Source organism: Sphingomonas sp. TX0543, from assembly GCF_048565505.1.
Classification (GTDB): Bacteria; Pseudomonadota; Alphaproteobacteria; order Sphingomonadales; family Sphingomonadaceae; genus Sphingomonas.
The window spans coordinates 646,287-667,490 of sequence record NZ_JBLZUS010000002.1; the positions used below are offsets into that span (position 1 = coordinate 646,287).

A 21,204-nucleotide genomic window follows, 5' to 3' on the forward strand; every position below is an offset into this window, starting at 1 on the left:
CGAGGTGAATCACGTCCGTTGCGCGCTCTGGCGAACCGCCGCGACGATCCGATCAAGTTCATCGTGCGACAACCACCACCCGCAAGGAAGTGCAAGCATCTCCTTTTCGAGCATCGTCGTGCCGGGCAGATTCCGCCTGTTCGCATGGAAGCCGGTGTAGACATCGTTGCGCTGATGCAGTCTGGAACATTGGATCCCGGCGGACTTGAGGCCGGTCATCAAACGGTCGCGCGTGGTGCTGCGAACCAGCGCCACCCAGAAGACGCCTCTTGCGCCCTGGAGCTCGGCAACGAAGCGCAAACCGGGGACATCGGCCAATTCGGCGGACAGCCGTTCGACATTGCTCCGGTTGCGGGCGAGACGCGCGTCGAGGTCGTTCATCGCGTGATCGGCAAGCGTTGCGTTGACATTGGTCAGCGACGACGCAACGCCGATCTCCGCGACATCGAGCGCCGGATCGATCTCCCCGTCCGGGGTCCGGAACCGTGCCGTATCAATACCAAAGCGCCGCAATATTCGTACTCGCGCGGCGTCCTCCTCCCGCGCGCAGACAAGCGCGGCACCCTCTATGCCGTTGACCTGTCGGTTGGCGTAGAAAGAGAATACGGCGAAATCGCCGATCGTACCGGCACGCCGTCCGCGCCATTCGGCGCCCAGCGCAGCGTTTGCATCCTCGATCAGCGGTACGCCGGCGGCGTCGCACAAGGAGCGTACGGCATCCAGGTCGCCGATATAGCCGGCCAGATGGTAGACGACGACCGCGCGTATCCGTTCGGTGAAACAGGCGGCGAGATCGGCGATGTCGATGCTGCCCGTGTCCGGATCTACATCCACCCATACCGGCGTGGCGCCGACAAGCGCGATCGCGCTGTTCGATGACATGCAGTTCATCGCCAGCGTGATGACCTCGTCGCCCGCCCCGACGCCCGCCAGGCGCAGCGCCATTGCTAGTGCCTGGGTCATGTCGCTCATCGCAGCGACGGCTCGATCGCCGACATAGGCGCCGAGCCGTTGCTCGAGGGCCGGCACTGCGGGGCCCGATGCCAGCCGCCCACTGCGCCACAGTGGATCAAGGGCGCGGGCAGCTACATCGTCCACGCGACAATCGAAGAGCGCGATCGTCATGGTCTATACCTGGCGCAAGGCATCAGCAATGCGGGCCCGATCCTCGTCGGTGACCCACCAGCCGCATGGGATGTGTACCAGCCGGCGATAGAATTCCTCTAGTCCCGGCAACGGACGTCGATAGGGTGCGAACACCGAATGCAGATGGTTCGGGCGATGCAGCTTGGATGCGGCAACGCCGATTTCGGCCAACCGGCGTTCGACCGCGTCGGAGTCTTCGGCCAAGAGCGTGTAGATCCAATAGCTCGGCTCGCTGGCCTGTTCAATCCCGACGCAGGCAAGGCCAGGCACGCCAGCGACCGCCGTGTCGAAGAAGCGGCCATTCTCCTTATGCCGGTCTATGGCGGCGTCGATACTGTCAAGCTGGCGCAGGCCGATCGCGCCCGCCACGTTTGTCATGTTGTACTTGTAGCCCGCGCGCGTGATATCGACCTCGGTGCGCGGCACACCCTTTTCCAGGCCGAACCAGCGCAGTTTGCGCGCGTCGCGGATCCGGCTAGGATCGCGAAGCACCAGCGCCCCCCCATCTACCGTCGTCATGTGCTTGATCGCCTGGAACGAGAAGATCGCGGCATCGCCGATCGTGCCGATCGCCTGGCCGGCATAGCGCGCGCCGAGCGCGTGGGCGCAGTCCTCGATTAATGCGACGTCGTGCCGATCGGCAATCTCGCGTAATGCGTTCAACCGGGCTGGATAGCCCGCATAATGAACCACCAGAATCGCACGCGTGCGCGGCCCGATACAGGCTTCGACGGATCGGGGATCGAGATTGCCGCTGTCCGGTTCGACATCGGCAAAGACGGGGATTGCCCCGGTTTGCAGGATGGTCGTATTAGTCGGTTCTGCGGTCATCGATGTCGTAACGACTTCATCTCCCGGCTCGACGCCGCAACTCAGAAGCGCGACATGCAGGGCGGCCGTACCACTGCTGAACCCGAGAATCTCTGGCAGTCCGAAATGCGCGGCAAAACGCCGCTCGAACTCGTACACATGCTCGCCTTCCGCCAGCATGCCGCCGTAAAGAACGTCCTCAAGCATTGGCACGAGCCGATCAGCCGGCGGCATGCGGACCTTCACGATCGGCAGGAGGGGTCCCGACATAGAGCGTTCCTTTAGATGCGTTCGGCTATGGGCACATAATCAATCGGAAACACGGCTTCTGTGAAGCGTGCCATGGTGGCGGCCCCCTCACGACATTCGATAGCGTATCGATCCGCCGGGATCGCTTCCAGAAAGTGGTCGGGGGCAGAAAGATTGACGTTCCAGACGGCATGGCCCTCCGCCTCCATGATTGCCAGAACCTCCGCTGGAGAGCCCTGCCAGTCTAGGAGCGTCACGCCGCGCGGACCTTCCGCTACGATCAGTTTCGCTCTTTCGGTACACAACCGATGCGCCGACACCGCGAAGGCGGGCAGACCTTCGCCGTCACAGGGCCCGGGCCATTTCGAACTGGCGTGGGTGTGCGCAAAGTCTTCCCCGATCCCACGACGGGAAATCCGAACGAACGCATCCCGGCCGATCACGTCATATCCGCTTCGCGTATAGATTCCCGGGAATCCGGTCCATAACAGCGACGCCCGATAGTCCGCCGCGTCGGTGAAGGCATTGACCGCCGCGATGAGATCGCGGCCGGTGCCGCCGCCCCGGAATGGTTCGTCCACACAGACGAAGCCGACCATTGCAACGCCGGTCTGTCGCGCCGGACGTACGATCGCCGTCGCGACCAGGTTGCCGCGCGCGTCTGAAAGGAGGACGGAACGGGTTGAGGGGGCCGCATGCCATGGAAGATGCGCCTCGAAATCGACCCCCCTTTTGGCATGGACGAAGAATGTTTCCCAAATGAGGTTTCTCGCCAGGGGCGGCACGCCTGGTTCCACCCATGTTCGCCAAGCCGGTATCACTGGCGGCCGGGCCGTTGGGGGATGTCGGAGCGCCTGCTCACTTGGCGCCGAAGCCGGTCAATACGGTCTGAACCGTCTTCGAGACGATCAGGAGATCGATCCACGGCGAATAGTTCTTGATATAATAGAAATCGAAAAAAAGCTTGTTTCTAACCTCATCGACCTCCGCAACATGCCCCTGATTGACCTGAGCCCACCCCGTAATCCCGGGGCGGACGATATGACGATAACGATAGAACGGAATTTCTCCCTCATACCATTCAGAGAGAATTCGTGCCTCCGGGCGGGGACCGATCCAGCTCATCTCGCCCTTCAGGATATTCACGATCTGCGGTAGCTCATCGATTCGGCTGCGGCGCAGGAAGCTTCCAATGCGAGTGATCCGGGAATCTTCCGATTGCGTTTTAGCTGCATGGAGTGTGGATGCACCCGTCGGCGCGGCGTGCATCGTGCGAAACTTGTATACCGTGAATGGTACGCCTCGATATCCCATGCGTGTCTGGCGGAAGATCGCGGGCCCGGGCGAATCCAGCCGAACCGCGATGCAAAGGGCTGCCATGAGCGGCAGGAGGAAGAGCATGGCGATCGCCGCGACCAACCAGTCCATCAGATGCTTTATCGTCATGAACGCCGAGACAGGGGCGAGCGTGCCGAAGCTGTTTTCAGACAGATGCTCCAACTGGACCATCCCGGTAAGCGATTCCGCTAAGTGTTTGGTATGGTAGACCGGTATACCCAGCAATGCGCAATCCGCGAGCCACCTGTCCCATTCGGGCGCCAGATCGATCCTGAGGTCTGCTGTGACCGCGTGGATGGCGGCGGTATCCAGCTCCGGCGCATCGAGCAGAATCCAGCGAACGCCCTCCACGCCCAGTATAAGTTCATGATCGCCGCCGGGCACGACACCAATAGTCAGAATTCTCCGGCGGTTCGCAATAGTATTGACGAACATGAACCAGATAATGATTAGGCCGAAACTGCTAAACAGCAGCATTCGGCTGTAGGGAAACCGCGCCAGGATCAGAATCGCAAGCAGTAACCCGAAAGAAATTCCGAAGGAAGGCAGCGTATAGGCATTCGCTTCCACGCCGGGATATTGGCTAAGGCTGCGAAAGAGAATGACTCCCAGAATTGTGGCTAACATACTGAAGAAAAGGGTTTTAGTCAGCAGATAGATACTCACAGACTCTGGCGAGCTGGTCAGCACGATCAGAAGATAGGGAATAAATATCGCGATGAAAGCGCCCGCGAGCTGATAGCGCAGACGCAAAAACCGACTGCCCGGTCCTTGAATGAAGGTAAAATTCACGAGCCAATCCTACGCAATTCTGCGGGAAGACAAGGCTGAATAGAACGATTTACTCATCGTCGATACTCTAAATGACACGTTCTATTATTCCACTATTATCCCATGTTCGCCTGCGCGTCGCATAAAGCGATTGAAAAGAGTTTGTGACGAGACATAGGTATTGCCGTGTGGATGTGGCGGAACTCAATATCACCGGGCGCGGCGCTAGCAAAATCGCTCTCTCGTGGCAACGGGGGCCCGTTTCGATGAGGTGAAATGCCAATGCGGCAAACCATTTGATGGTCCCGCGCGCCGACTTATCTGGTCGCCGGCTCGGCGCTCGTCCGCCACCTGTCGCGGACACCGCGCATGAGGTGCCACGCCGTCACCGATACCAACGGTCGCCCCCGTGATGAACCCAAGACACAGATGTGGGCTGTCTGCGGGCGAACCAACCCAAGCCTCGCCGGACAAATTAGAAAAACGATTTTATATTAGTCGATTATCGGACGTTCGTGAACGCTGCCGGACGGCAAAAATGGTGCCGGAGGGCGCCCGAGCCGCTACGGCCTTCACCGGCATCGGATGATGTGGCGAATCCGGTGGCATGATCGGTTTTCGTGATGGGCGAGGGCTGCACATCACATGCGGAAGCGGATCGTTCCGCCGATGGTGCGCGGATCGCTTGGTGTGCCGACGATCAGGCCGGAATTGCCGGCCTGGATCGTCAGGTTCTGGATGTAATCGGCGTCGAGCAGATTGCGTGCCCAGACGATCAGTTCCAACCCATCGGCGAATCGGTAGCCGATATTGGCGTTGGTCAGGTTGTAGGCGCGGATATAGGTGAAGCGCGACAGGCTGGGATCGCCGTTGAAGCCGCTGCGCGAGGCGGTGTCGATGTGGACGAACACCTGCCCGCTGCCCAGCGGCCGCTGGTAATCCAGCCCCGCGGTGATCGCGAAGCGCGGTAGTGACGCGAGACTGCGCCCCGTCAGGCTGCAACGGGTGGTCGCGGCGGTCTGCACCTCCAGCGGGCACGGGCCAGCGGGATAGTTTGTATATTTCCCATCAGAATAGGCGAAGTTGGTTCGCACGCTGAGCCCCGGCAGGATCAGTGCGGTCACGTCTGCCTCAATCCCCTTCACCGTCACCTCCGGGATGTTGGAGAGATAACCGCGCAGCTGCACCGTCTGGGTCAGCGAGTTCTCCACTACGGTCGCCTGGAAGTCGTGGACCTTGGTGTAGAAGCCGTCGATGTTGAAGATCAGCCGGTTGTCGAACAAGGTGTTCTTCAGCCCGATCTCATAGGTTTCGTTGCGCTCGGGCCGCACCACGGCGGTCGCCAGCGCGGGCTGATTGTTGCTGTCGAGCGGCAGGCCCGACATGTTGATCCCGCCCGATTTGAACCCGCGCGCATAGCTCGCATAGGCCATCGTCGTGTCGCTGACCTGCCAGGCCAAGTTGCCGCGCCCCGACAAGCTTCCGTCGCTGTTATGCGCCTCATAGCTTTGCGGGCGCAGCACGCCGAGACGCGCGTTGATGAGCGCGGCGTTGGTCGTCGCCGGACCACCTGAGACGGTCGTATCGTAATAGCCGTCCTTCTCCTCCTGCGTGTAGCGCAGGCCGACAGTCGCGGTCAGGCGGTCGAGGAAGCGGTAATTGACCTCGCCGAACGCCGCGTAGCTGAGGCTGCGAAAGTCGGTGCGGCCGTCCTGTCCGTAGCCGTCGAGCAAGTTGGACGGCACCGCCGTCGTCACCTGGTTCGGCGCGGTACCGGTGACGACGGTAGTGCCGATCAGATAGCGGGCGGCAGCCGGGCCATAGATGCTGATCGGTCGCCCGGTGAGCCGCTGACGGAAGCCGTAGAGGCCGACGACATAGGACAGCGGCCCCGCGCCGTTCGACGCGAGCCGCAGCTCCTGACTATACTGATCCTGCCGTGACGGGATGTGCTGCGACAGCTGGACGGGCAAGCCGGTATAGTCGCGGTCGTTCTCCGCATCCCAGTTCCAGAAGCGCCACGCCGTCACCGACGTCAGGGTCACCGGCCCGAGGTTCCAGTCGGTGATCGCGCTGACCCCGCCCTCGTTGGTGTCGACGCCGAGCGGCCCGTCGATATCGGTCTTGCGGTCGTAAGGATTGGTGCTGGGCGGCGCGTAACCGAACTGCGCCGCAAGGCCGGCCGGTCCGCCGAACTGGCGCGAGGGCGCGCGCAACGACGTGCCGGTGCGCAGATAGACCTGCGTACAGCAATAGGCCTGAAAATTGGTGAAGTCGGCGATGACGCGCATCTGGATCGTGTCGTCGGGCTTGAACAGCAATTGCCCGCGCGCCGCCTGTGTGCCCAGCGTATTGGCCGCACGGCCGGTGCGGACATTGTCTAGCACGCCGTCTCGCCGGGTCGACACACCGGAGATGCGATAGGCGATGGTGTCGGTGATCGGTCCCGATGCCCATCCCTTCGCCTGGACGTAATTATAATTGCCATAGGATAGCTCGGCGAAGCCTTCGCGCGTAAAGCTCGGCGCACGGGTGGTGATGTTAAGCGCGCCGGCGGTCGTGTTCTTGCCGAACAGCGTTCCCTGCGGTCCGCGCAATTCCTCGACTTGCTCGATATCGGCAAAGTCGAACGCGGCGGTCGCGGGGCGGGCATGGTAGACCTGATCGACATAGAAGCCGACGCCCGGCTCCAGCCCGTCGTTCGCCTGACTGACCGCGACGACGCTCGAACCGAGGCCGCGGATCGTAAACGCGGTGTTGCGCGGGTTGGCCGAGCTGTAGTTCAGCGTCGGGATCAGCGCCGTCAGGCCCTGCGTGTTGACCGTATAACTCTGGTCGATGAGCGCGCCGCCCACCACCGACAGGGCTGCGGGCACGCGCTGCGCATCCTCCGCCCGGCGTCGCGCCGTGACGATGACTTCGGGAAGGCCGGCGGCGGCTGCTTTATCGGAGGCGGATGGCGCCACCTCCGTCGGGCCGGTCTGAGCGAGCGCCGGAGCGCTGAACGCAGGCACGACTGTGGCGCAGAGCAGCATTGAGAACCGCTTCGACATCGATGAACACCCCTGTTCGCGGTCCCTGCGGCCGCATTATGTTTGGGCGTATATCGAGGTCGTATTTGGCCGTATATAGAGATTTGGCGCTGGCCTTCCGATCGGATCGCGCTCAGTTTTTGGCAACTGGACCGTCACGGAGATGTCCGAGCAGGCGGCTATAGGCAGGGCGTTGGGCGATAGCTGCGGCCTCGCGCTCCATCTCGCGATAGGCTTCGAGAACCGCGAGGCCGGTCGCGCTGACTTTTGCCCCGCGCTCCCGACCGCCGCCCTTGAGCGTCTCGACCAGGACCGGCTCGAAGCACCGGTTCATCTCGTCGACCAGCAGCCAGGCGCGACGATAGCTCATCCCGAGCGCACGACCGGCGCCGCTGATCGAACCTTCGGCGATGATCGCCTCCAGCAGGTCGGCCTTCCCTGGCCCCATCGCCAGGGCATCGCCAGCCGCGATCTGGATCTTCAGCCAGAGGGGGCCGAGCTTCATCTACTTGCCGATCATCACGTCGCTGGCCTTGATGATGACGGTGACGATCTCGCCGGGCGCCAGGCCGAGTTCGGCGATCGCTTCCTCGGTGATGCTCGCGGTGACGATGGTGCCGCCTCCGATATCGACCTTGATCGAGCCGTTGACGGCCCCCGGCGTGACCGAAACTATCGTGCCGGAGATCTGATTGCGCGCGCTGATTTTCATGACCACCCTTAGCCTGGATTACCCATAGTTCTTATCATTATCGGTTCCCAACGGCTATCCAGCTCGACGGCCAGCTCGCCACGGGACGGGAGCGAGCGGTAGGCGCCCGACGTCATCTAGTGTGCGCTCGGCACCAGGATCAGAACGCGATCAGCGCGACCTGCACCGGGCGAGTTAACGGAAGACGCGAATGGAAATGTGGTGGAGCGACCGCCTGGATGCGCTTCGCGCCACGGTGGCGAACAGCGAGACGACACCGCTGACCGGGCAGTTGCAGCTGGACCGCGCTTTCTGAAATGCTATGACCCACGCCGTGGAGCGCAACATTGCTGTTCAGTTGCAGCTGGACCGCGATTTCTGAAATGCTATGACACCGGAAGAAAGATTGAGCGGATAAAGATGGTTGCAGCTGGACCGCGATTTCTGAAATGCTATGACCGTGCGCATCACGACCGAGGTCGCGCCTGGGTTGCAGCTGGACCGCGATTTCTGAAATGCTATGACGAGCTGGTCGGCCACAAAGTCAAGGTAGCGTTGCAGCTGGACCGCGATTTCTGAAATGCTATGACGACGAAACTAAAGGCGAATTGGGAGGCGCGTTGCAGCTGGACCGCGATTTCTGAAATGCTATGACATTCGGCCTGATTCTCTATATCACGCCTGCGTTGCAGCTGGACCGCGATTTCTGAAATGCTATGACGGGCGCCGGAAAGCGCGCCCTGTGTTAGCAGTTGCAGCTGGACCGCGATTTCTGAAATGCTATGACGTGGCGAGAAACTCTGCAAGCCGCGTGTAGTTGCAGCTGGACCGCGATTTCTGAAATGCTATGACAATTTCCGGCGAGGGGTTATTCTGTCGCGGGTTGCAGCTGGACCGCGATTTCTGAAATGCTATGACGAACCTACAAATCGTTTGAGGTGCTCTGGCGTTGCAGCTGGACCGCGATTTCTGAAATGCTATGACGTCCACGTCGATCGCGACATGGCTGGCATCGTTGCAGCTGGACCGCGATTTCTGAAATGCTATGACGGGCGAGCTGGGCGGGCAGTTCGCTACGGTGTTGCAGCTGGACCGCGATTTCTGAAATGCTATGACCCCCCCCAGCATCAGCACAGCCAGCAATCGCGTTGCAGCTGGACCGCGATTTCTGAAATGCTATGACGCGCCTGTTATAGCATAAGCATGGGACACAGTTGCAGCTGGACCGCGATTTCTGAAATGCTATGACTCGAAAGCAATCGGCCTGACGGGGGTAGCGTTGCAGCTGGACCGCGATTTCTGAAATGCTATGACTCCCCTTCCGACGCGCCCAGCCCTGCTTCGGTTGCAGCTGGACCGCGATTTCTGAAATGCTATGACCGCGCGGGTCTACGGTAACGCGCGGGTCTAGTTGCAGCTGGACCGCGATTTCTGAAATGCTATGACCTCGGAAGTGGTCACCCCTTCTTGCTGGTGGTTGCAGCTGGACCGCGATTTCTGAAATGCTATGACCGTTGTCGTGTCCGCGCCGCGCGCGATCACGGTTGCAGCTGGACCGCGATTTCTGAAATGCTATGACGCCGGGAAATGCAGGGTGCAGCGCGCGAGGTTGCAGCTGGACCGCGATTTCTGAAATGCTATGACCACGTGGGTCTTCGGCGACACGTGGGTCTAGTTGCAGCTGGACCGCGATTTCTGAAATGCTATGACCGCAGCCTGCACGATCAGCACGGCTGCAACGTTGCAGCTGGACCGCGATTTCTGAAATGCTATGACCGATGGGTGCCTAACCAGTTGAATTGAGACTGGAAGAAGCCCCATCTGTCATCGCAAAAACGCGATGAATCGTCAGAACATGGCGAGCTGATCCGGATTTTTTCGTTGCCGTTGGCGGCTCTGACTCGAAAACCGGATGATGTTTTCATACTGTTTGTCGGTAAAATTGAGCACATGAATCTCCCCGCGTTCGGGAAGATGCGCCTCGATTCGCCGAAGGTAAGTCTCATAATGTTCTTTGCCATTGCAAAATCGGGCATAGATCGAAAACTGGCTCATCTCAAAGCCTTCGTCGAGCAAAAACTCACGAAATTTGGTCGCTTCCCGCGCATGTTCCTTTGTGTCCACGGGCAGGTCGAACATGACGAATATCCACATTAGCCGGTATCCACTCAGGTTCATGCTTCAATCCCGACCGGCTGCCCAAGCGACGCCCAGTCAAGGGCGTCAGGCGGATCGAACAGGGCGAGTGCCGATTTGCGTTCTTCGAAACTCCTCGCAAGCGATTGAGCGAGGCGTTGGGTCGCCACAGACACAGGCGAAATAGCCCCGCCCAGCCGCAAATCATGCCCGATCAGCCGGGCTAGCCGCTGTTTTGCTTCGGGAGTGACGGCTTCGATACCTTCGTCGATCATCCGCCGGACCAGCCCGTCAACCAGGGGGCGAAACGGTTCCACAAGATCGTCAGCCAGCGCGAAGCCGTTAAGCCGATTGTGGTGATGCAGGCCAATTGCAGGGTGCAGCCCGGACCCGATGATCGACCGTGCAACGCATGATCGCATGACGGTGTAGCCATAATTCAGCAGGGCGTTGGCACCGTCAGCGTTTTGATCGCGGCGAAATTCTTTACCCATCAGCGCAGGCCAGTATTTGCGCGCAGCCTGAGCTTCAAGATTGTTCGTATCGCCAGAGCGGACGCGCCGTGCCATAAGCATTAGCGCATTGGCTTCAGCTTTGCCTTGAGCCGTTAACAGCGACGCTTGCATCGTGATCTTTCCCACGATGATCTTTTGCCAGAGCTGCTTGAACATGGGGCGTGGCGCTTCCCATTGCGCTCGCATCCGGGCTGCCTGTGCATGGTGACCGTCAACGGGAGAAATGATGGCCACCGGAGAATGATTGGCCGCGCACATCACCATAATCGCGCCGCGTTCGGCGAGGGCCACCACCAAACTTGTCGTCCAGGTTACGCCATGGGCATGAACGATGATGGCTTGAATATCGTCGAGCGCTACGCGGCCCTGTTCCCGACGACCAAGGCTGACAACCAGAAATCCGCGATACGCGGACAGGTGCAAATCATCGGTAGCAATATCGACAATACGATCCATGGCCAGTCCTTCGAAAATTAAGACTGACATATCATGGATAATGAACGGTTACCGCGGTCCTGGATCAAAGATACGACCAAGTTCGTCGATACGAATCTGCCGGGCTTTGGCTTTTTGCAAGCCGCCAGCAGAAGAATAGAAATATTTGAAAGGATCAGTAGCCGGAGAAGTTGCGTCTCGCGCTTTCAATGGTCCTGCTTCCTGATGTTCTGCAAATGTAATCTGCCCTCCACCGGAAAATTTCACCACCCGCATAATCTTGCGCGGCTGACCTTGCGGTTCAACCGCAATCAAGTCGTTTTGGCGCAGACTTAAAACTCTCTTCGCCGCCGGGTGGGGGCGCTGTTCGGGCTGGATGCTCTGGTGCGCGTCAAACATTGATACAATTCCAGAATGCGATTTGCCGTCCCTGTCCTTCCAGCTTGATACCCACTTCCCGTCAGGCATGCGCCACACATCATATCGGGCATTGGCATCGCCCTTATAAGCCTTAAAAGCATTGCCGGAAGCGTCACGGATCGGGATGATCTTCAACGCCTCCCGCACTCTCACATGCCGGATACCCTTGAATACAGGATCTGACTTTGAAAACCTGACAAGCGCCGCCTCAAACTCTTTGCCCGACTTGCCTTCCGTCGCTTCCCACAGTGCCCGCTGCAAGGCCGCGTCCGGGATGCGAATGGGATCGGTGAGGTCTGCCGGCTTGAGGCTGAGCAGGGGCACGCGGTGTACGACAATCGGCAAGCCGCTGTCGCTGGTCAGGCCTGTCAGCCCATATGCAGTGTCGTTGTGCAGGCGCGCGGCAGTGGCATCCCTGCTCTTCGCGGGAACGCCCTTGCGGCCATGATCGGCCTTGTGGCTGACAACTACGCGCGCAAGCGAGTCACGCAGGTCTTCGCGAAATGATGCCCACGGTTTTGGCAGGTCGACAAAAAGCTTGTCGAGATTCTGATCTTCTGCGCGGCCGGCCGCCTTCGAAATTTCGTTCAACAGGCCGCGTGTCGTAACCCCAACCACGGCCGCATCAATCGCATGATGGCGATGATCGAGGCGATTTTTGGGCGCACCACTATGAGGATTCTCGACGTAATTGTGGTCGGGCAGCAACTCGTTCAATCCCCACAGCCGTCTCAGCATCGCGGTCATCCGACCGGGTATTACATAAACACCGGCATTGTTGGGATAAAGGCTCGAAAGGTAGGTCCGTGCCATCCGCGACAGATATTGCGTGTCGGTCAGTTGACGCGCAATAAAGTCGCCCTCTTGATCGAAGCGCTTCATTGCGTCAGGAGCAAAGCGCCACTGCTTCGATTTGTGGAGCCGGGCCACTTGCTCGGCGATGATCGCCCACTGATCGGTATGCCCCCATGCTTCCCACGGGGTCTTGTTGCCCTTTTCGCGGTTGCAACTGCGATGGGCGATGACTTTGTTTGCGACGCTGTCATCAAAGGAGCGGGAATAGGGTATGATGTGTTCAATCTCGGTTTCCTCCGAGAACAGCGCCAGTTGCCCGATGTGACGTCCGCAAAATGGGCAGCACCGGTCGAGCGGATTGTTCGGATTGAGATCTTCCCACAGCTTCAGGAGCGCCCGGTTGGAACCACTATCGCGCTGATTGCTTTCCAGCAGTTTCCTCGACCGGGCTTCCGCCGCACGCGTGTTCGCACCAATGCGCTTATTGTGTTCGGCCTTGTCTTTTTCACTAAGCTTCAGTTCGCGCGCCAGTTCGACGACGATTTGATCGGGGCGGCCATGCACATTGATGATAGCATTGAGCAAGCGGCGAAGCTGGCCTAGTCCGATATGCACGGTAGGATTAGTGATCTTGCCCCAGCGAATTTCGTCGATGTCATCCGAATTTAGCGTCCCGGGCGGAATCTCGCGCGAGAGAATTTCGCCATAATAGGGCAGATGGAGCAAGACTTCGCCTGTGTCGAAATTGCTGTGCTTGCGGTCGATCCCAAGCTTCGCCGCCTGGTCGAATGTGACGACTTCCTTTTTGAGCTCAGCGAGAATCTTCCGACTGGCAGTTTCGCCCAGCCGCCCATGCCCTTCGGGCAAGCGTACGCGGCCGATGGCTTCGGCCTGTTCAACGGTGACACCATGCGTGGACATCAACCAATCGTGCAGGCGAACAGGGTCTTCCTCTTCTGCTACGGCTTTGACGATCGACCATTGCACACCCGGCTCGAGATGCGCCCAGCGATCGCCAAAGCATTTTTTATCACTGAACGAGGCAAAGATTTCATCGCCGACAAGGCCAGTGCGGTTTTCGCTAGCCTTGTTGAAACTCTCATCATCGGCGAGCTTCAGCAGTTTGGCCAGGCCTGAAAAGCTTGTCGTCTTTGCCGATTTGAGTTTGAGAATGATCTTGTCACGCTGATCAAGCGACAGCTTGCGCGATGGTGCGCCGGCTTTGGTAATTTCGAGTTGATTGACCTCTTCATACAGCCGCCTTTCCTGAAATAGCGGATGGGCCTTGGGCAGGCGCTCTTCCTCGTGGAAAAAGGTGCAGTTGCCCACCTTCGGCGCCTTCAGTGGGCGCTGGAAAAAGATGATGCGCCGTAACCGGTCGCGCACAGCATCGGTCAGCAGCGCGGGATGATGTGTGGCCTGTGCTGCCCAGATTGCATCGAACTCAGCTTCCAGATGGCGGCGTTCGGGGTAAAAGTCGTAGCCGTCTCCATCCGTGCGAATCCGAACACGTTTCGCATCCCTGCCAGCCAGAAACTCTCCATAAGTGCGCGCGCCTGCATCATGCATCGCCTGATCGAGCGCCTTCGCACCGCTCGCAATCTTGCCGCCCTCCTTATCATCCCCCGCTTTGCGCTCCGCCTTACGGTTCGATTTGAAACCTCGCCTTTGGTTGAGATGGAACAGTGCTCGGCCCAACTGGTGGGGATTCAATGCTTCATCCAGTGCTGCCGCGCGCAGAGCATAAGGGTCGCACCCGACCAGCGCCTTGGCATCCTGAGCATCGGTGGGCATCAGGCCGGTATCGACGAGGGCTTGCAGCAACGCCGACCGGCGCCGAACGTAGCGATCACGCCGCCGCCTCATCGCCCGCGCATTGCGCCGGTCAACCGCGAGCGATGCCCCTGACTTGGGATCGCGCCCGTCCGAGAAAATGCGGACACCGATGTCTTGGATGCCCTTTGGATTGCCATGTTCATCAAGAAGGAAGAGGCACCAGCCGATGCTGTTGGTGCCGATGTCCAGGCCAAGCCGCGTCGCCATTGTATTCCCTCCCTGCCGATCTGGAGCCTGGGCAAGCATACGCCCGTCCAGGCTCCAGATCGGGCCTCCAGCGAAACCGAACCAATCCATTTCGCATCATCAGGTTGCCGGGGGCCAGGGCTAAAATCAATTCCTATAAAGCGATTATTTTTACATCGTAAAACAGGAAAGCCGTTGCTATGAGGAAGCAAGCTGCCGCAATCGCATTATGTTGCGACCAGACCGGTCGATTTCTGAGCTGGTTGACACCGCCTGTGATTTCTGAAAGATTTGTGGCTCAGAAATCGCAGGTCTGGTTGTTAACAAGCAATCTGAATTGCACCAAATCGAGACGGGGGCTGCGGCCCCTGTCTTCATTTGTGGATCTGTGGATCGCTCGAAGCCGGCGAACACCGACAGCATGCCGAACATGGCGCGTCCGCTGGGCGTGCTGGTGTCGAGCGCCTGCTGGTGAGATAGAGGTCCCCCCCCCTTGGCGTTGATCGCGGTGAGGGGGTGACGAGGTTCTGGAGGTAGCGCCCGCGCCGGTCCACGGCCCTGCTTGCCACCATGTCGAGCTCGCGCCGCGCCACAGCCTTCATCAGCGCATCGTAGCCGGGGCGCCTGTCACGTCCGTTCAAGCTGCTGATACCGGGGTCGGTGACCAAGCCGCTCGGCGACGACCATGAGTTCTCGACGCTGGTTCGCGGTGGTCTGGCTGTCTTGCGAGTCGCGGGGGTAGCGGGCGATGCGCTGGTCATTCCCGGAGGACTCGCTTAGGTTTCGGAACGGGTCGAGTAGTTCAGTGAGTGTGATAATTTTGATCTGGCACCACCCCCGTGTCCTCACCCACGGAGGCAACATGGCACGCACACCGATCTTGAATGCCAACCGCATTCCCATCTGGAAGGGCAACCAATTGTAGTTGCCGATCGACCGAGCGCGGTGACGTTCAGGCGGTGTCGGCCTGCTCGAACTGATCCCACGATATCTTAAGCCGGTCGCCCTTGGCCTTGGGCAACGCCTTCCGGTCGATGAGCTTCCCCCTGACCTCGAAGTCGGCGCCGATCTTCACGACCAGCACCTTGCTGAAGTTGCGCTTGAGGTTGAGGGCGACGACATCGTTGCTCTTGAACGGCGTGATGGTCTTCACCTCGACGAAGTGGTTGCCGATCTTCCCGTCCGACCCTTGGGCGTAATTGCGGTGCAGCTTCAGCCCGTGCGTGATGACGCCGTATAGCTCGCCGATATCGCCATAGACCTGAAGGTGCCGCCCGGTCAGTTCGTAGTAATCCTGCGCCGTGGAAAGCAGGCTCTGGAAGATCGGCACCAGATCGGCTTCGAGGTCCGGGAAGCGGGCTTCGAACTCTAACCGTTCGAGGTGGGAGTTGATCTCGGTCCAAGTGATCCATTCGCCATCGTCGTAGATGGCATTGTCGTCATTCCACATGCTGGCCGGGGCTCCTGCTATCGCTCCTCAGATTACCGCCTCGGCGGTTAAGGTCCCCTTCCCAACCAACTGGTTCTGAAACGATCGGAAGCGCGGTGCCGGATCGGCGGAAAACCGGGGCGTTCGAGCGCGCAAAGACGGGCAGGTTTCCGGCACGCGCGGCATGTCAGCTCGCCGTTCTCGTCGAGGCTGCCCCCCATCATCAGGTTGGCAGCGGCCGACAGCATCACTTCGAAGAGGTCACCTTGTCGTGCTACATGGAGAACAGCGATCGTGCTCGGCACGCGGGGTCACGCCGAAGGCGCGAGGAACCACTCGCCCGGCTTGACGGGATGCCGAAGCGATCGGTGATGATGAGATCGATTTGCGCGGGTGCGAACACCTTGTAAATCAGTGCTTCGAGTCGCCGCCGATGAATGGGGAACAGCTTGTAGGTGGAGACAGCCTCTACACTGGCGAGCAGGTAGGTAGGCTTCGCGCGTGCTTGCAGACCACGAGCGGGCGGAGTTATCGGTGTAGCGTTGTTAGGCCGTCGTGCGTGTTGGCGAGGAGGGAGCTTCCGCGTCTAAGGTCAGCGGGCCTGCTCATATTGTGGAGAGAGCGTGGCGCACCTAACTACGACCACATTGCGGTTTTTCTAACCGTTTTCCAAACAATGTTCGCTATTGCGGCCTTATACGGCTTTTGGGCTTTACGCGGGCTGACGAGGGAAAAGGCTGAGGAAGTAGCCAAAGAAGAGGTCACTCGCATTGTTGAACCGATGGCCCACCGGATGATCGGCGAATATATCGCCCACGTTTCGATCAATCTCAACCGCTTAGCGCAGGAGAAATGGTGCCCTACGGGGGACAAAGCTGGGCGCTCAGATCATTGGAGAATTTCGATCAGTCGCCGATGAAAGAGATAGACGAAGCCATGATCACGCGGTTTTTAAAATTCCAGCCGGCGTTCAGTCCCTCGCGTCGCGCAGTGCCTCCAATTCGGCTAACCTGACAGGATCGTCGGCTGCGAGCGCCTCCTCAAGGTAGAAGCTGTATGCGATATTGCGCACGACCTCCTGCGCCTCGCCGCTGTATTCCTCCGCTATAACAGGAAACGCATCCACCAGTTCGCGAAGAAATTCCTTGTCCAGCTCCTCGAGATGGCTGCCGAGAGCCTCCATCATCTTCACGGCGGTGTCGAGGTTCAATTCCTCCTCATCGGTGAGTTCGAGAAACACGACATATTCCGCAATAATGCTCGCAATCTGCATGGCAATCATGGCTTGACGACCTTTACGTGGATATTCGTTATGTTCATCTTCTTGAGCAGCTTCAGTGCCTTGAGCTTCTCGACAGGCGTGGGGACCTCCCACGTTCCAATCAGGCGGTGTTCTGCCAACACCTGCGACTGCCGCAAGATCTGAGCTCGCGCCCTAGCCCTATCAACGACCGACCACTTCCGGTCGATCACATAATCGCCTTGGATTCCATCGAACTTGACCGGCCGCTTCGATCCGTCCGCCATCGTCCGCATCAACGTCGGCGCCCGACCGGGTTGGGCGCCCGTCGCAGCATCGTTGTAAGCCTTCCAAGGCTTTTGCGACCTGGTCGTCTCCTTCACCCAGCCGATCTGCGGCGGATCGAAGGTCGTTCGCGGCCTCGCCATGCGAAGTCGGCGCAATGCGGCTGCTTTCGAGAGCGCCGCCCCTGGCGCTGCCGTCAGCGCAACGTTCCCGGCGACCGTCGCGGTGGCACGACCGAGATCCCGCGCCGAGGCGTCGGCGACTGCGCTTGCCGCACGCGAAACCTGTATACGGGCGGGGGTATCCTCGGCAGCAATCGCAGCATCGATCATAGCCGCTATACCGCGACCGGTGTTGCGAACGGTGGTCACCGGATTCGTCGTCAGCGCAGCGCGGACTCCCGCCACCGCTTCTCTTCCGACTTCGTGAAGGCCTTCACCTACGCCACCGACGAATTCGGTAACGGGGTTCGGCTGGTTACCCGGCCGTCCTCCTTCAATACCTCTGGGTTGCACAGGGGATGACATGGGCCTCACTGGCCTGTGGGCGTCACTCGCCGGTGGCCTGGCACGCGATGTTTCCGGTTTCGACCGTGTCGCGGTCTGCGACTTGCTGCGGCCCACTGAAGCAGGCGTGGCGCCGGCGCGGGCGGACGTGCGACTGCTCGCCCCGCTGGCCGTATCAGTCCCGCCGGCACCATAATGGCGTCCCGCACCAGCAAAGGTGAACCGACCGTCGGCCGGATCGTGCCATGGGTTGAATTTGAGTTCGATATCGTCAGGATTGACCGCTGGTGGTAGCTTTCCTGTTCGCAGCCACCATGAAAAAGCGCTCGATTTCCTATCGCGTGATGCCTCGTTCATGCCGCCCCGCTACCATTGCGGCTAGAACATTTGAGCAACATTTTACAACAAGTCAAGCGGAGCTGGGGCGTCCTCACAAGGCCCGCGTGCCCAGCTCTGTCCGCTATGAGGCTCGCCTACATGAGTGTGGTGCCCCACAGGGGACAAAGCTGGGCACTCAAATCATTGGAGAATATCAATTCCGCGCCGAACGCCCGACAGGACATGACCTATACTTCGTAGTTTTGAGCTTCGTCCTCCAAGGGCAGGGGCGGGTAGACGATCTGCTTCTTTCCGAAATGCCGCCGCAGCGCACGTTCCCGGCGTTCGATCACATCTTCCCGGGGATCGATTTCGTCCGGATAGAAATACGCCACTTCGAATAGACCGTCGCGCATCACATATTCCAGTTCCGACCACCGATCCCGCCCGTCCTGTGCTTCCCACAATTCGAGAAGCGCGTAGGGCAAGCGCTCGTTTGCGGGCCACCGATAGAGCAGCTGATTGCCGAGTTCCTTGAAGATCGATTCGCCAATCATGTTATGATCAAGTTGCGCATAGAGTAGCGTGGGTTCCGAGGGATAGTCGCTATCCTCCATCAGTAATCGACCAATCTCGTTCAGCAGACGCTCCGATTCAGTTTCCGCCACGGCGCTTCTCCGGTCGTTCGTTGGGAAATCTTAGGCTCTTTGTCTTGCCATCGACGGTCCACCAAACATTAATCGTCGATGGCCGCACGGAAGCGCTGCTGACTTGTGGAACGATCTTCACCGTCACAGCTCTTCCAGCACGCTTGTCCCTCGCCCACTCGTCCTCGAGCAGGCGATAGCCGCCGCGGTTGAAGTTCGCGTCCTGCGCAAAGTGATTGAACGCCTCGGTAGGGCCGTTGACGACGATCCGACCTTGCGGACCGCTTACCTGCGAATGCTGGTATCCGACGTCACCGTCGCGACGGACAAGATTCTCATCTATGGTCCGCGAGCGGCGTTGGCGAACGGCGTCACCAGCGGCGTCCCGCGCCTCGAGGGCGCGGTGCCCATCTTTGACCGGAAGTGGTGCCCAGAAGAGGACTCGAACCTCCACGCCCTTGCGAGCGCCAGCACCTGAAGCTGGTGCGTCTACCAATTCCGCCATCTGGGCACGGGGTAGGCCGGCGCCTCTAGGGGAGACCGCGTGGCCTTGTCAACGGGTGCGCGAGGGAGGTAGGCGCGGATGATCGAACAATCGCATTGGACGGCTCGCGCATGAAGGACAGATTGGTCACGCTCGTTGGCGGCGGAGGCTTCATTGGCCGCTACGTCGCGCAGGCGCTGCTGGCGGCGGGCGCACGCGTTCGCGTGGCCGGGCGCGATCCCCGCGACGCCTGGTTTCTCAAGCCCCTCGGCGGATTGGGGCAGACGCAGTTTGTCGCGGCCGACGTGACCAGGTCCGATACGATAATGCGCGCGATCGCCGGCGCGGATCATGTCGTGAATCTCGTCGGCAGCTTCACGGGCGATCTCAGGCGGATTCATGTCGATGGTGCGCGGGCGGTGGCGGAGGCGGCGGCGAAGGCCGGCGCGGTCTCGCTGGTGCATATCTCGGCGATCGGCGCGGATGCCGGGGCGTCGTCGCGCTACGCGAGCACCAAGGGCGAGGCGGAAGCGGCGGTGCGCGCGGCGTTCCCGGCGGCGACGATCTTGCGCCCGGCGACAGTGTTCGGCCGCGAGGATCAGTTCATCAACCGGTTCGCCGGATTGATCGCCGCGCTGCCGATCGTTCCGGTGCTGCGCGCTGGCGTGCGCTTCCAGCCGGTATTCGTCGGCGATGTGGCGACGGCGGTGGTGGCCGCGTTAGGCGCCCCGGCCACGTTCGGCGGGCGGACATATGAACTCGGCGGCCCCGATGTGCTCACCATGGCCGAACTGCACCGCTGGATCGCGCGGGAAATCGGGCGCGATCGCGCGCTGCCGGCGCTGCCCGATATTGCCGGCCAGGCGCTCGCGTCGCTCGGCTTCCTGCCCGGCGCGCCGATCACGATGGATCAGTGGAAGCTGTTGCAGCACGATACGGTGGTTGCGCCGGATGCCGAGGGGCTGGCCGCGCTGGGCGTGACGCCCACCCCGCTGGCGGCGGTCGCTCCCGCGTGGCTGGTGCGTTATCGCCGCGCCGGGCGATTCGCCGCGATCGCCAAAGCCTGATCCACCCGCGCCCGTTCACGGGCGGACCCAAGGATTGCTCATGAACGACCTGCTGATCGTGATCCTGCTGGGGATCGTCGAGGGTGTGACCGAATTTCTGCCCGTATCCTCGACGGGGCACCTTATCCTCGCCGGCTCGCTGCTGGGGCTGCCGGAGGCGGACGCGGTGTTCGACATCGTTATCCAGCTTGGCGCGATTCTCGCCGTGGTGGTGCTGTTCTGGCGCCGTTTCGTCAACGTCGCGCATGGGCTGGCGCGGCGTGATCCGGCCGCCATCGCCTTCACCCGCAACGTGGCGCTAGGCTTTCTGCCGGCCGCCGTGGTGGGTGCGATCGCCTACAAGGCGATCAAGGCGGTGCTGGAGGCGCCGGTGATCGCGCCGCTCGTGGTGGCGATTGCGCTGATCGTGGGCGGTATCGCGATCCTCTTCATCGAGCGTGTCGCGCCGCCCGTGCGGACCGGGTCGGTAGAAGCGATGTCATGGCGCACGGCGCTGGCCATCGGGGTGTTGCAATGCTTGGCGATGATCCCGGGGGTCAGCCGCTCGGGCGCGACGATCATGGGCGCGCGCGCGATGGGAGTGAGCCGGGAGATAGCGGCGGAATACAGCTTCTTCCTGGCGATCCCGACGATGCTCGGCGCGACGACGCTGACGCTGTGGAAGGCGCGGCATGAACTGAGCGCCGATCATCTCGGATCGATCGCGATCGGCTTTGTCGTGTCGTTTCTGGTCGCGATCGTCGTGGTGCGGTGGTTCATGTCGGTGGTGACGAAACATGGTTTTCAGCCGTTCGCCTGGTATCGGATAATTGCCGGTGTCGTGGCATTGGCCGCGCTTTCGCTACGATAGTACCGATACGGGACTAAA

Annotated in this window: 19 protein-coding genes, 1 tRNA gene and 1 CRISPR repeat array; of the genes, 3 read left to right on the top strand and 17 right to left on the bottom strand. The window is 60.4% G+C overall.

Going from position 1 to position 21,204, the window contains the following annotated elements:
• Positions 1 to 9: 9 nt before the first annotated feature.
• From ACM61V_RS03820 to ACM61V_RS03885, 14 genes are all read right to left on the bottom strand, one after another.
• Positions 10 to 1,125 (bottom strand): DegT/DnrJ/EryC1/StrS family aminotransferase, encoded by a 1,116-nt coding sequence (locus ACM61V_RS03820; RefSeq protein WP_137786906.1) that lies wholly within the window; start codon positions 1,123 to 1,125, stop codon positions 10 to 12.
• 3 nt (positions 1,126 to 1,128) lie between these two features.
• Positions 1,129 to 2,226, bottom strand: coding sequence for a DegT/DnrJ/EryC1/StrS family aminotransferase (locus ACM61V_RS03825; protein ID WP_137786905.1), 1,098 nt, complete (start codon positions 2,224 to 2,226; stop codon positions 1,129 to 1,131).
• An 11-nt stretch (positions 2,227 to 2,237) separates the two neighbouring features.
• Positions 2,238 to 2,990: a GNAT family N-acetyltransferase gene (locus ACM61V_RS03830; RefSeq protein WP_137786904.1), complete on the bottom strand. Its 753-nt coding sequence runs from the start codon at positions 2,988 to 2,990 to the stop codon at positions 2,238 to 2,240.
• Positions 2,991 to 3,063: 73 nt separating this feature from the next.
• A complete protein-coding gene (locus ACM61V_RS03835) occupies positions 3,064 to 4,335 on the bottom strand; it encodes a sugar transferase (protein WP_212742193.1) in 1,272 nt (423 codons plus the stop codon).
• A 620-nt stretch (positions 4,336 to 4,955) separates the two neighbouring features.
• Positions 4,956 to 7,367: a TonB-dependent receptor gene (locus tag ACM61V_RS03840; protein ID WP_137786903.1), complete on the bottom strand. Its 2,412-nt coding sequence runs from the start codon at positions 7,365 to 7,367 to the stop codon at positions 4,956 to 4,958.
• Between the two features lie 112 nt (positions 7,368 to 7,479).
• Positions 7,480 to 7,851, bottom strand: coding sequence for a winged helix-turn-helix domain-containing protein (locus ACM61V_RS03845; RefSeq protein ID WP_137786902.1), 372 nt, complete (start codon positions 7,849 to 7,851; stop codon positions 7,480 to 7,482).
• Entirely contained in the window at positions 7,852 to 8,058 is a 207-nt protein-coding gene (locus ACM61V_RS03850; RefSeq protein ID WP_137786901.1) for a TOBE domain-containing protein, read from the bottom strand.
• A 270-nt stretch (positions 8,059 to 8,328) separates the two neighbouring features.
• A CRISPR array of direct repeats spans positions 8,329 to 9,813; the repeat unit is 36 nt; unit sequence GTTGCAGCTGGACCGCGATTTCTGAAATGCTATGAC.
• Positions 9,814 to 9,885: 72 nt separating this feature from the next.
• Complete coding sequence (gene cas2, locus ACM61V_RS03855) at positions 9,886 to 10,215, bottom strand: CRISPR-associated endonuclease Cas2 (protein ID WP_212742192.1); 330 nt, start codon at positions 10,213 to 10,215, stop codon at positions 9,886 to 9,888.
• A complete protein-coding gene (gene cas1 / locus ACM61V_RS03860; protein WP_137786900.1) occupies positions 10,212 to 11,144 on the bottom strand; it encodes a type II CRISPR-associated endonuclease Cas1 in 933 nt (310 codons plus the stop codon). The genes cas2 and cas1 overlap by 4 nt, the downstream gene beginning before the upstream one ends.
• A 48-nt stretch (positions 11,145 to 11,192) precedes the next feature.
• Positions 11,193 to 14,381, bottom strand: a complete 3,189-nt coding sequence (gene cas9, locus ACM61V_RS03865; protein ID WP_137786899.1) for a type II CRISPR RNA-guided endonuclease Cas9 — start codon at positions 14,379 to 14,381, stop codon at positions 11,193 to 11,195.
• A 353-nt stretch (positions 14,382 to 14,734) separates the two neighbouring features.
• Entirely contained in the window at positions 14,735 to 15,121 is a 387-nt protein-coding gene (locus ACM61V_RS03870) for a recombinase family protein (RefSeq protein WP_419713811.1), read from the bottom strand.
• Positions 15,122 to 15,312: 191 nt separating this feature from the next.
• Positions 15,313 to 15,810 carry a hypothetical protein gene (locus ACM61V_RS03875; RefSeq protein WP_137786898.1) on the bottom strand — a complete coding sequence of 166 codons (498 nt, stop codon included), beginning with the start codon at positions 15,808 to 15,810 and terminating at the stop codon, positions 15,313 to 15,315.
• A gap of 949 nt (positions 15,811 to 16,759) precedes the next feature.
• A complete protein-coding gene (locus tag ACM61V_RS03880; protein ID WP_249341557.1) occupies positions 16,760 to 17,062 on the bottom strand; it encodes a hypothetical protein in 303 nt (100 codons plus the stop codon).
• Positions 17,063 to 17,067: 5 nt separating this feature from the next.
• The gene (locus ACM61V_RS03885; protein ID WP_171007584.1) at positions 17,068 to 17,721 is read right to left on the bottom strand and encodes a hypothetical protein; all 654 of its coding nucleotides are present in this window, start codon (positions 17,719 to 17,721) and stop codon (positions 17,068 to 17,070) included.
• Between the two features lie 118 nt (positions 17,722 to 17,839).
• Here ACM61V_RS03885 and ACM61V_RS03890 point away from each other — a divergent pair, with 118 nt between their 5' ends.
• Complete coding sequence (locus ACM61V_RS03890) at positions 17,840 to 18,016, top strand: hypothetical protein (protein ID WP_171007583.1); 177 nt, start codon at positions 17,840 to 17,842, stop codon at positions 18,014 to 18,016.
• Between the two features lie 370 nt (positions 18,017 to 18,386).
• Here ACM61V_RS03890 and ACM61V_RS03895 read toward each other — a convergent pair whose 3' ends face one another.
• The 3 genes from ACM61V_RS03895 to ACM61V_RS03905 all read right to left on the bottom strand — a co-directional run bounded on the left by ACM61V_RS03895 (position 18,387) and on the right by ACM61V_RS03905 (position 19,296).
• Entirely contained in the window at positions 18,387 to 18,806 is a 420-nt protein-coding gene (locus ACM61V_RS03895) for a hypothetical protein (protein WP_249341556.1), read from the bottom strand.
• The gene (locus tag ACM61V_RS03900) at positions 18,793 to 19,239 is read right to left on the bottom strand and encodes a DNA/RNA non-specific endonuclease (RefSeq protein WP_137786895.1); all 447 of its coding nucleotides are present in this window, start codon (positions 19,237 to 19,239) and stop codon (positions 18,793 to 18,795) included. The genes ACM61V_RS03895 and ACM61V_RS03900 overlap by 14 nt, the downstream gene beginning before the upstream one ends.
• Positions 19,210 to 19,296: transfer RNA gene (locus tag ACM61V_RS03905), tRNA-Leu, on the bottom strand. The genes ACM61V_RS03900 and ACM61V_RS03905 overlap by 30 nt, the downstream gene beginning before the upstream one ends.
• A 104-nt stretch (positions 19,297 to 19,400) precedes the next feature.
• Between ACM61V_RS03905 and ACM61V_RS03910 the strand changes: the two genes are divergently transcribed.
• The gene (locus ACM61V_RS03910; protein ID WP_137786894.1) at positions 19,401 to 20,336 is read left to right on the top strand and encodes a complex I NDUFA9 subunit family protein; all 936 of its coding nucleotides are present in this window, start codon (positions 19,401 to 19,403) and stop codon (positions 20,334 to 20,336) included.
• Positions 20,337 to 20,376: 40 nt separating this feature from the next.
• Complete coding sequence (locus tag ACM61V_RS03915) at positions 20,377 to 21,186, top strand: undecaprenyl-diphosphate phosphatase (RefSeq protein WP_137786893.1); 810 nt, start codon at positions 20,377 to 20,379, stop codon at positions 21,184 to 21,186.
• Positions 21,187 to 21,204: the final 18 nt, after the last annotated feature.

Bases quoted from the DNA above. Each gene is read 5' to 3' on its own strand.
- ACM61V_RS03850 (WP_137786901.1), bottom strand. From the start codon at position 8,058: ATGAAAATCAGCGCGCGCAATCAGATCTCCGGCACGATAGTTTCGGTC.
- ACM61V_RS03840 (WP_137786903.1), bottom strand. From the start codon at position 7,367: ATGTCGAAGCGGTTCTCAATGCTGCTCTGCGCCACAGTCGTGCCTGCG.
- ACM61V_RS03890 (WP_171007583.1), top strand. From the start codon at position 17,840: ATGGGCCTCACTGGCCTGTGGGCGTCACTCGCCGGTGGCCTGGCACGC.
- ACM61V_RS03880 (WP_249341557.1), bottom strand. From the start codon at position 17,062: ATGCAGATTGCGAGCATTATTGCGGAATATGTCGTGTTTCTCGAACTC.
- ACM61V_RS03915 (WP_137786893.1), top strand. From the start codon at position 20,377: ATGAACGACCTGCTGATCGTGATCCTGCTGGGGATCGTCGAGGGTGTG.
- ACM61V_RS03870 (WP_419713811.1), bottom strand. From the start codon at position 15,121: ATGACCAGCGCATCGCCCGCTACCCCCGCGACTCGCAAGACAGCCAGA.
- ACM61V_RS03910 (WP_137786894.1), top strand. From the start codon at position 19,401: ATGAAGGACAGATTGGTCACGCTCGTTGGCGGCGGAGGCTTCATTGGC.
- ACM61V_RS03820 (WP_137786906.1), bottom strand. From the start codon at position 1,125: ATGACGATCGCGCTCTTCGATTGTCGCGTGGACGATGTAGCTGCCCGC.
- ACM61V_RS03845 (WP_137786902.1), bottom strand. From the start codon at position 7,851: ATGAAGCTCGGCCCCCTCTGGCTGAAGATCCAGATCGCGGCTGGCGAT.
- cas1 (WP_137786900.1), bottom strand. From the start codon at position 11,144: ATGGATCGTATTGTCGATATTGCTACCGATGATTTGCACCTGTCCGCG.
- cas9 (WP_137786899.1), bottom strand. From the start codon at position 14,381: ATGGCGACGCGGCTTGGCCTGGACATCGGCACCAACAGCATCGGCTGG.
- ACM61V_RS03875 (WP_137786898.1), bottom strand. From the start codon at position 15,810: ATGTGGAATGACGACAATGCCATCTACGACGATGGCGAATGGATCACT.
- ACM61V_RS03825 (WP_137786905.1), bottom strand. From the start codon at position 2,226: ATGTCGGGACCCCTCCTGCCGATCGTGAAGGTCCGCATGCCGCCGGCT.
- cas2 (WP_212742192.1), bottom strand. From the start codon at position 10,215: ATGAACCTGAGTGGATACCGGCTAATGTGGATATTCGTCATGTTCGAC.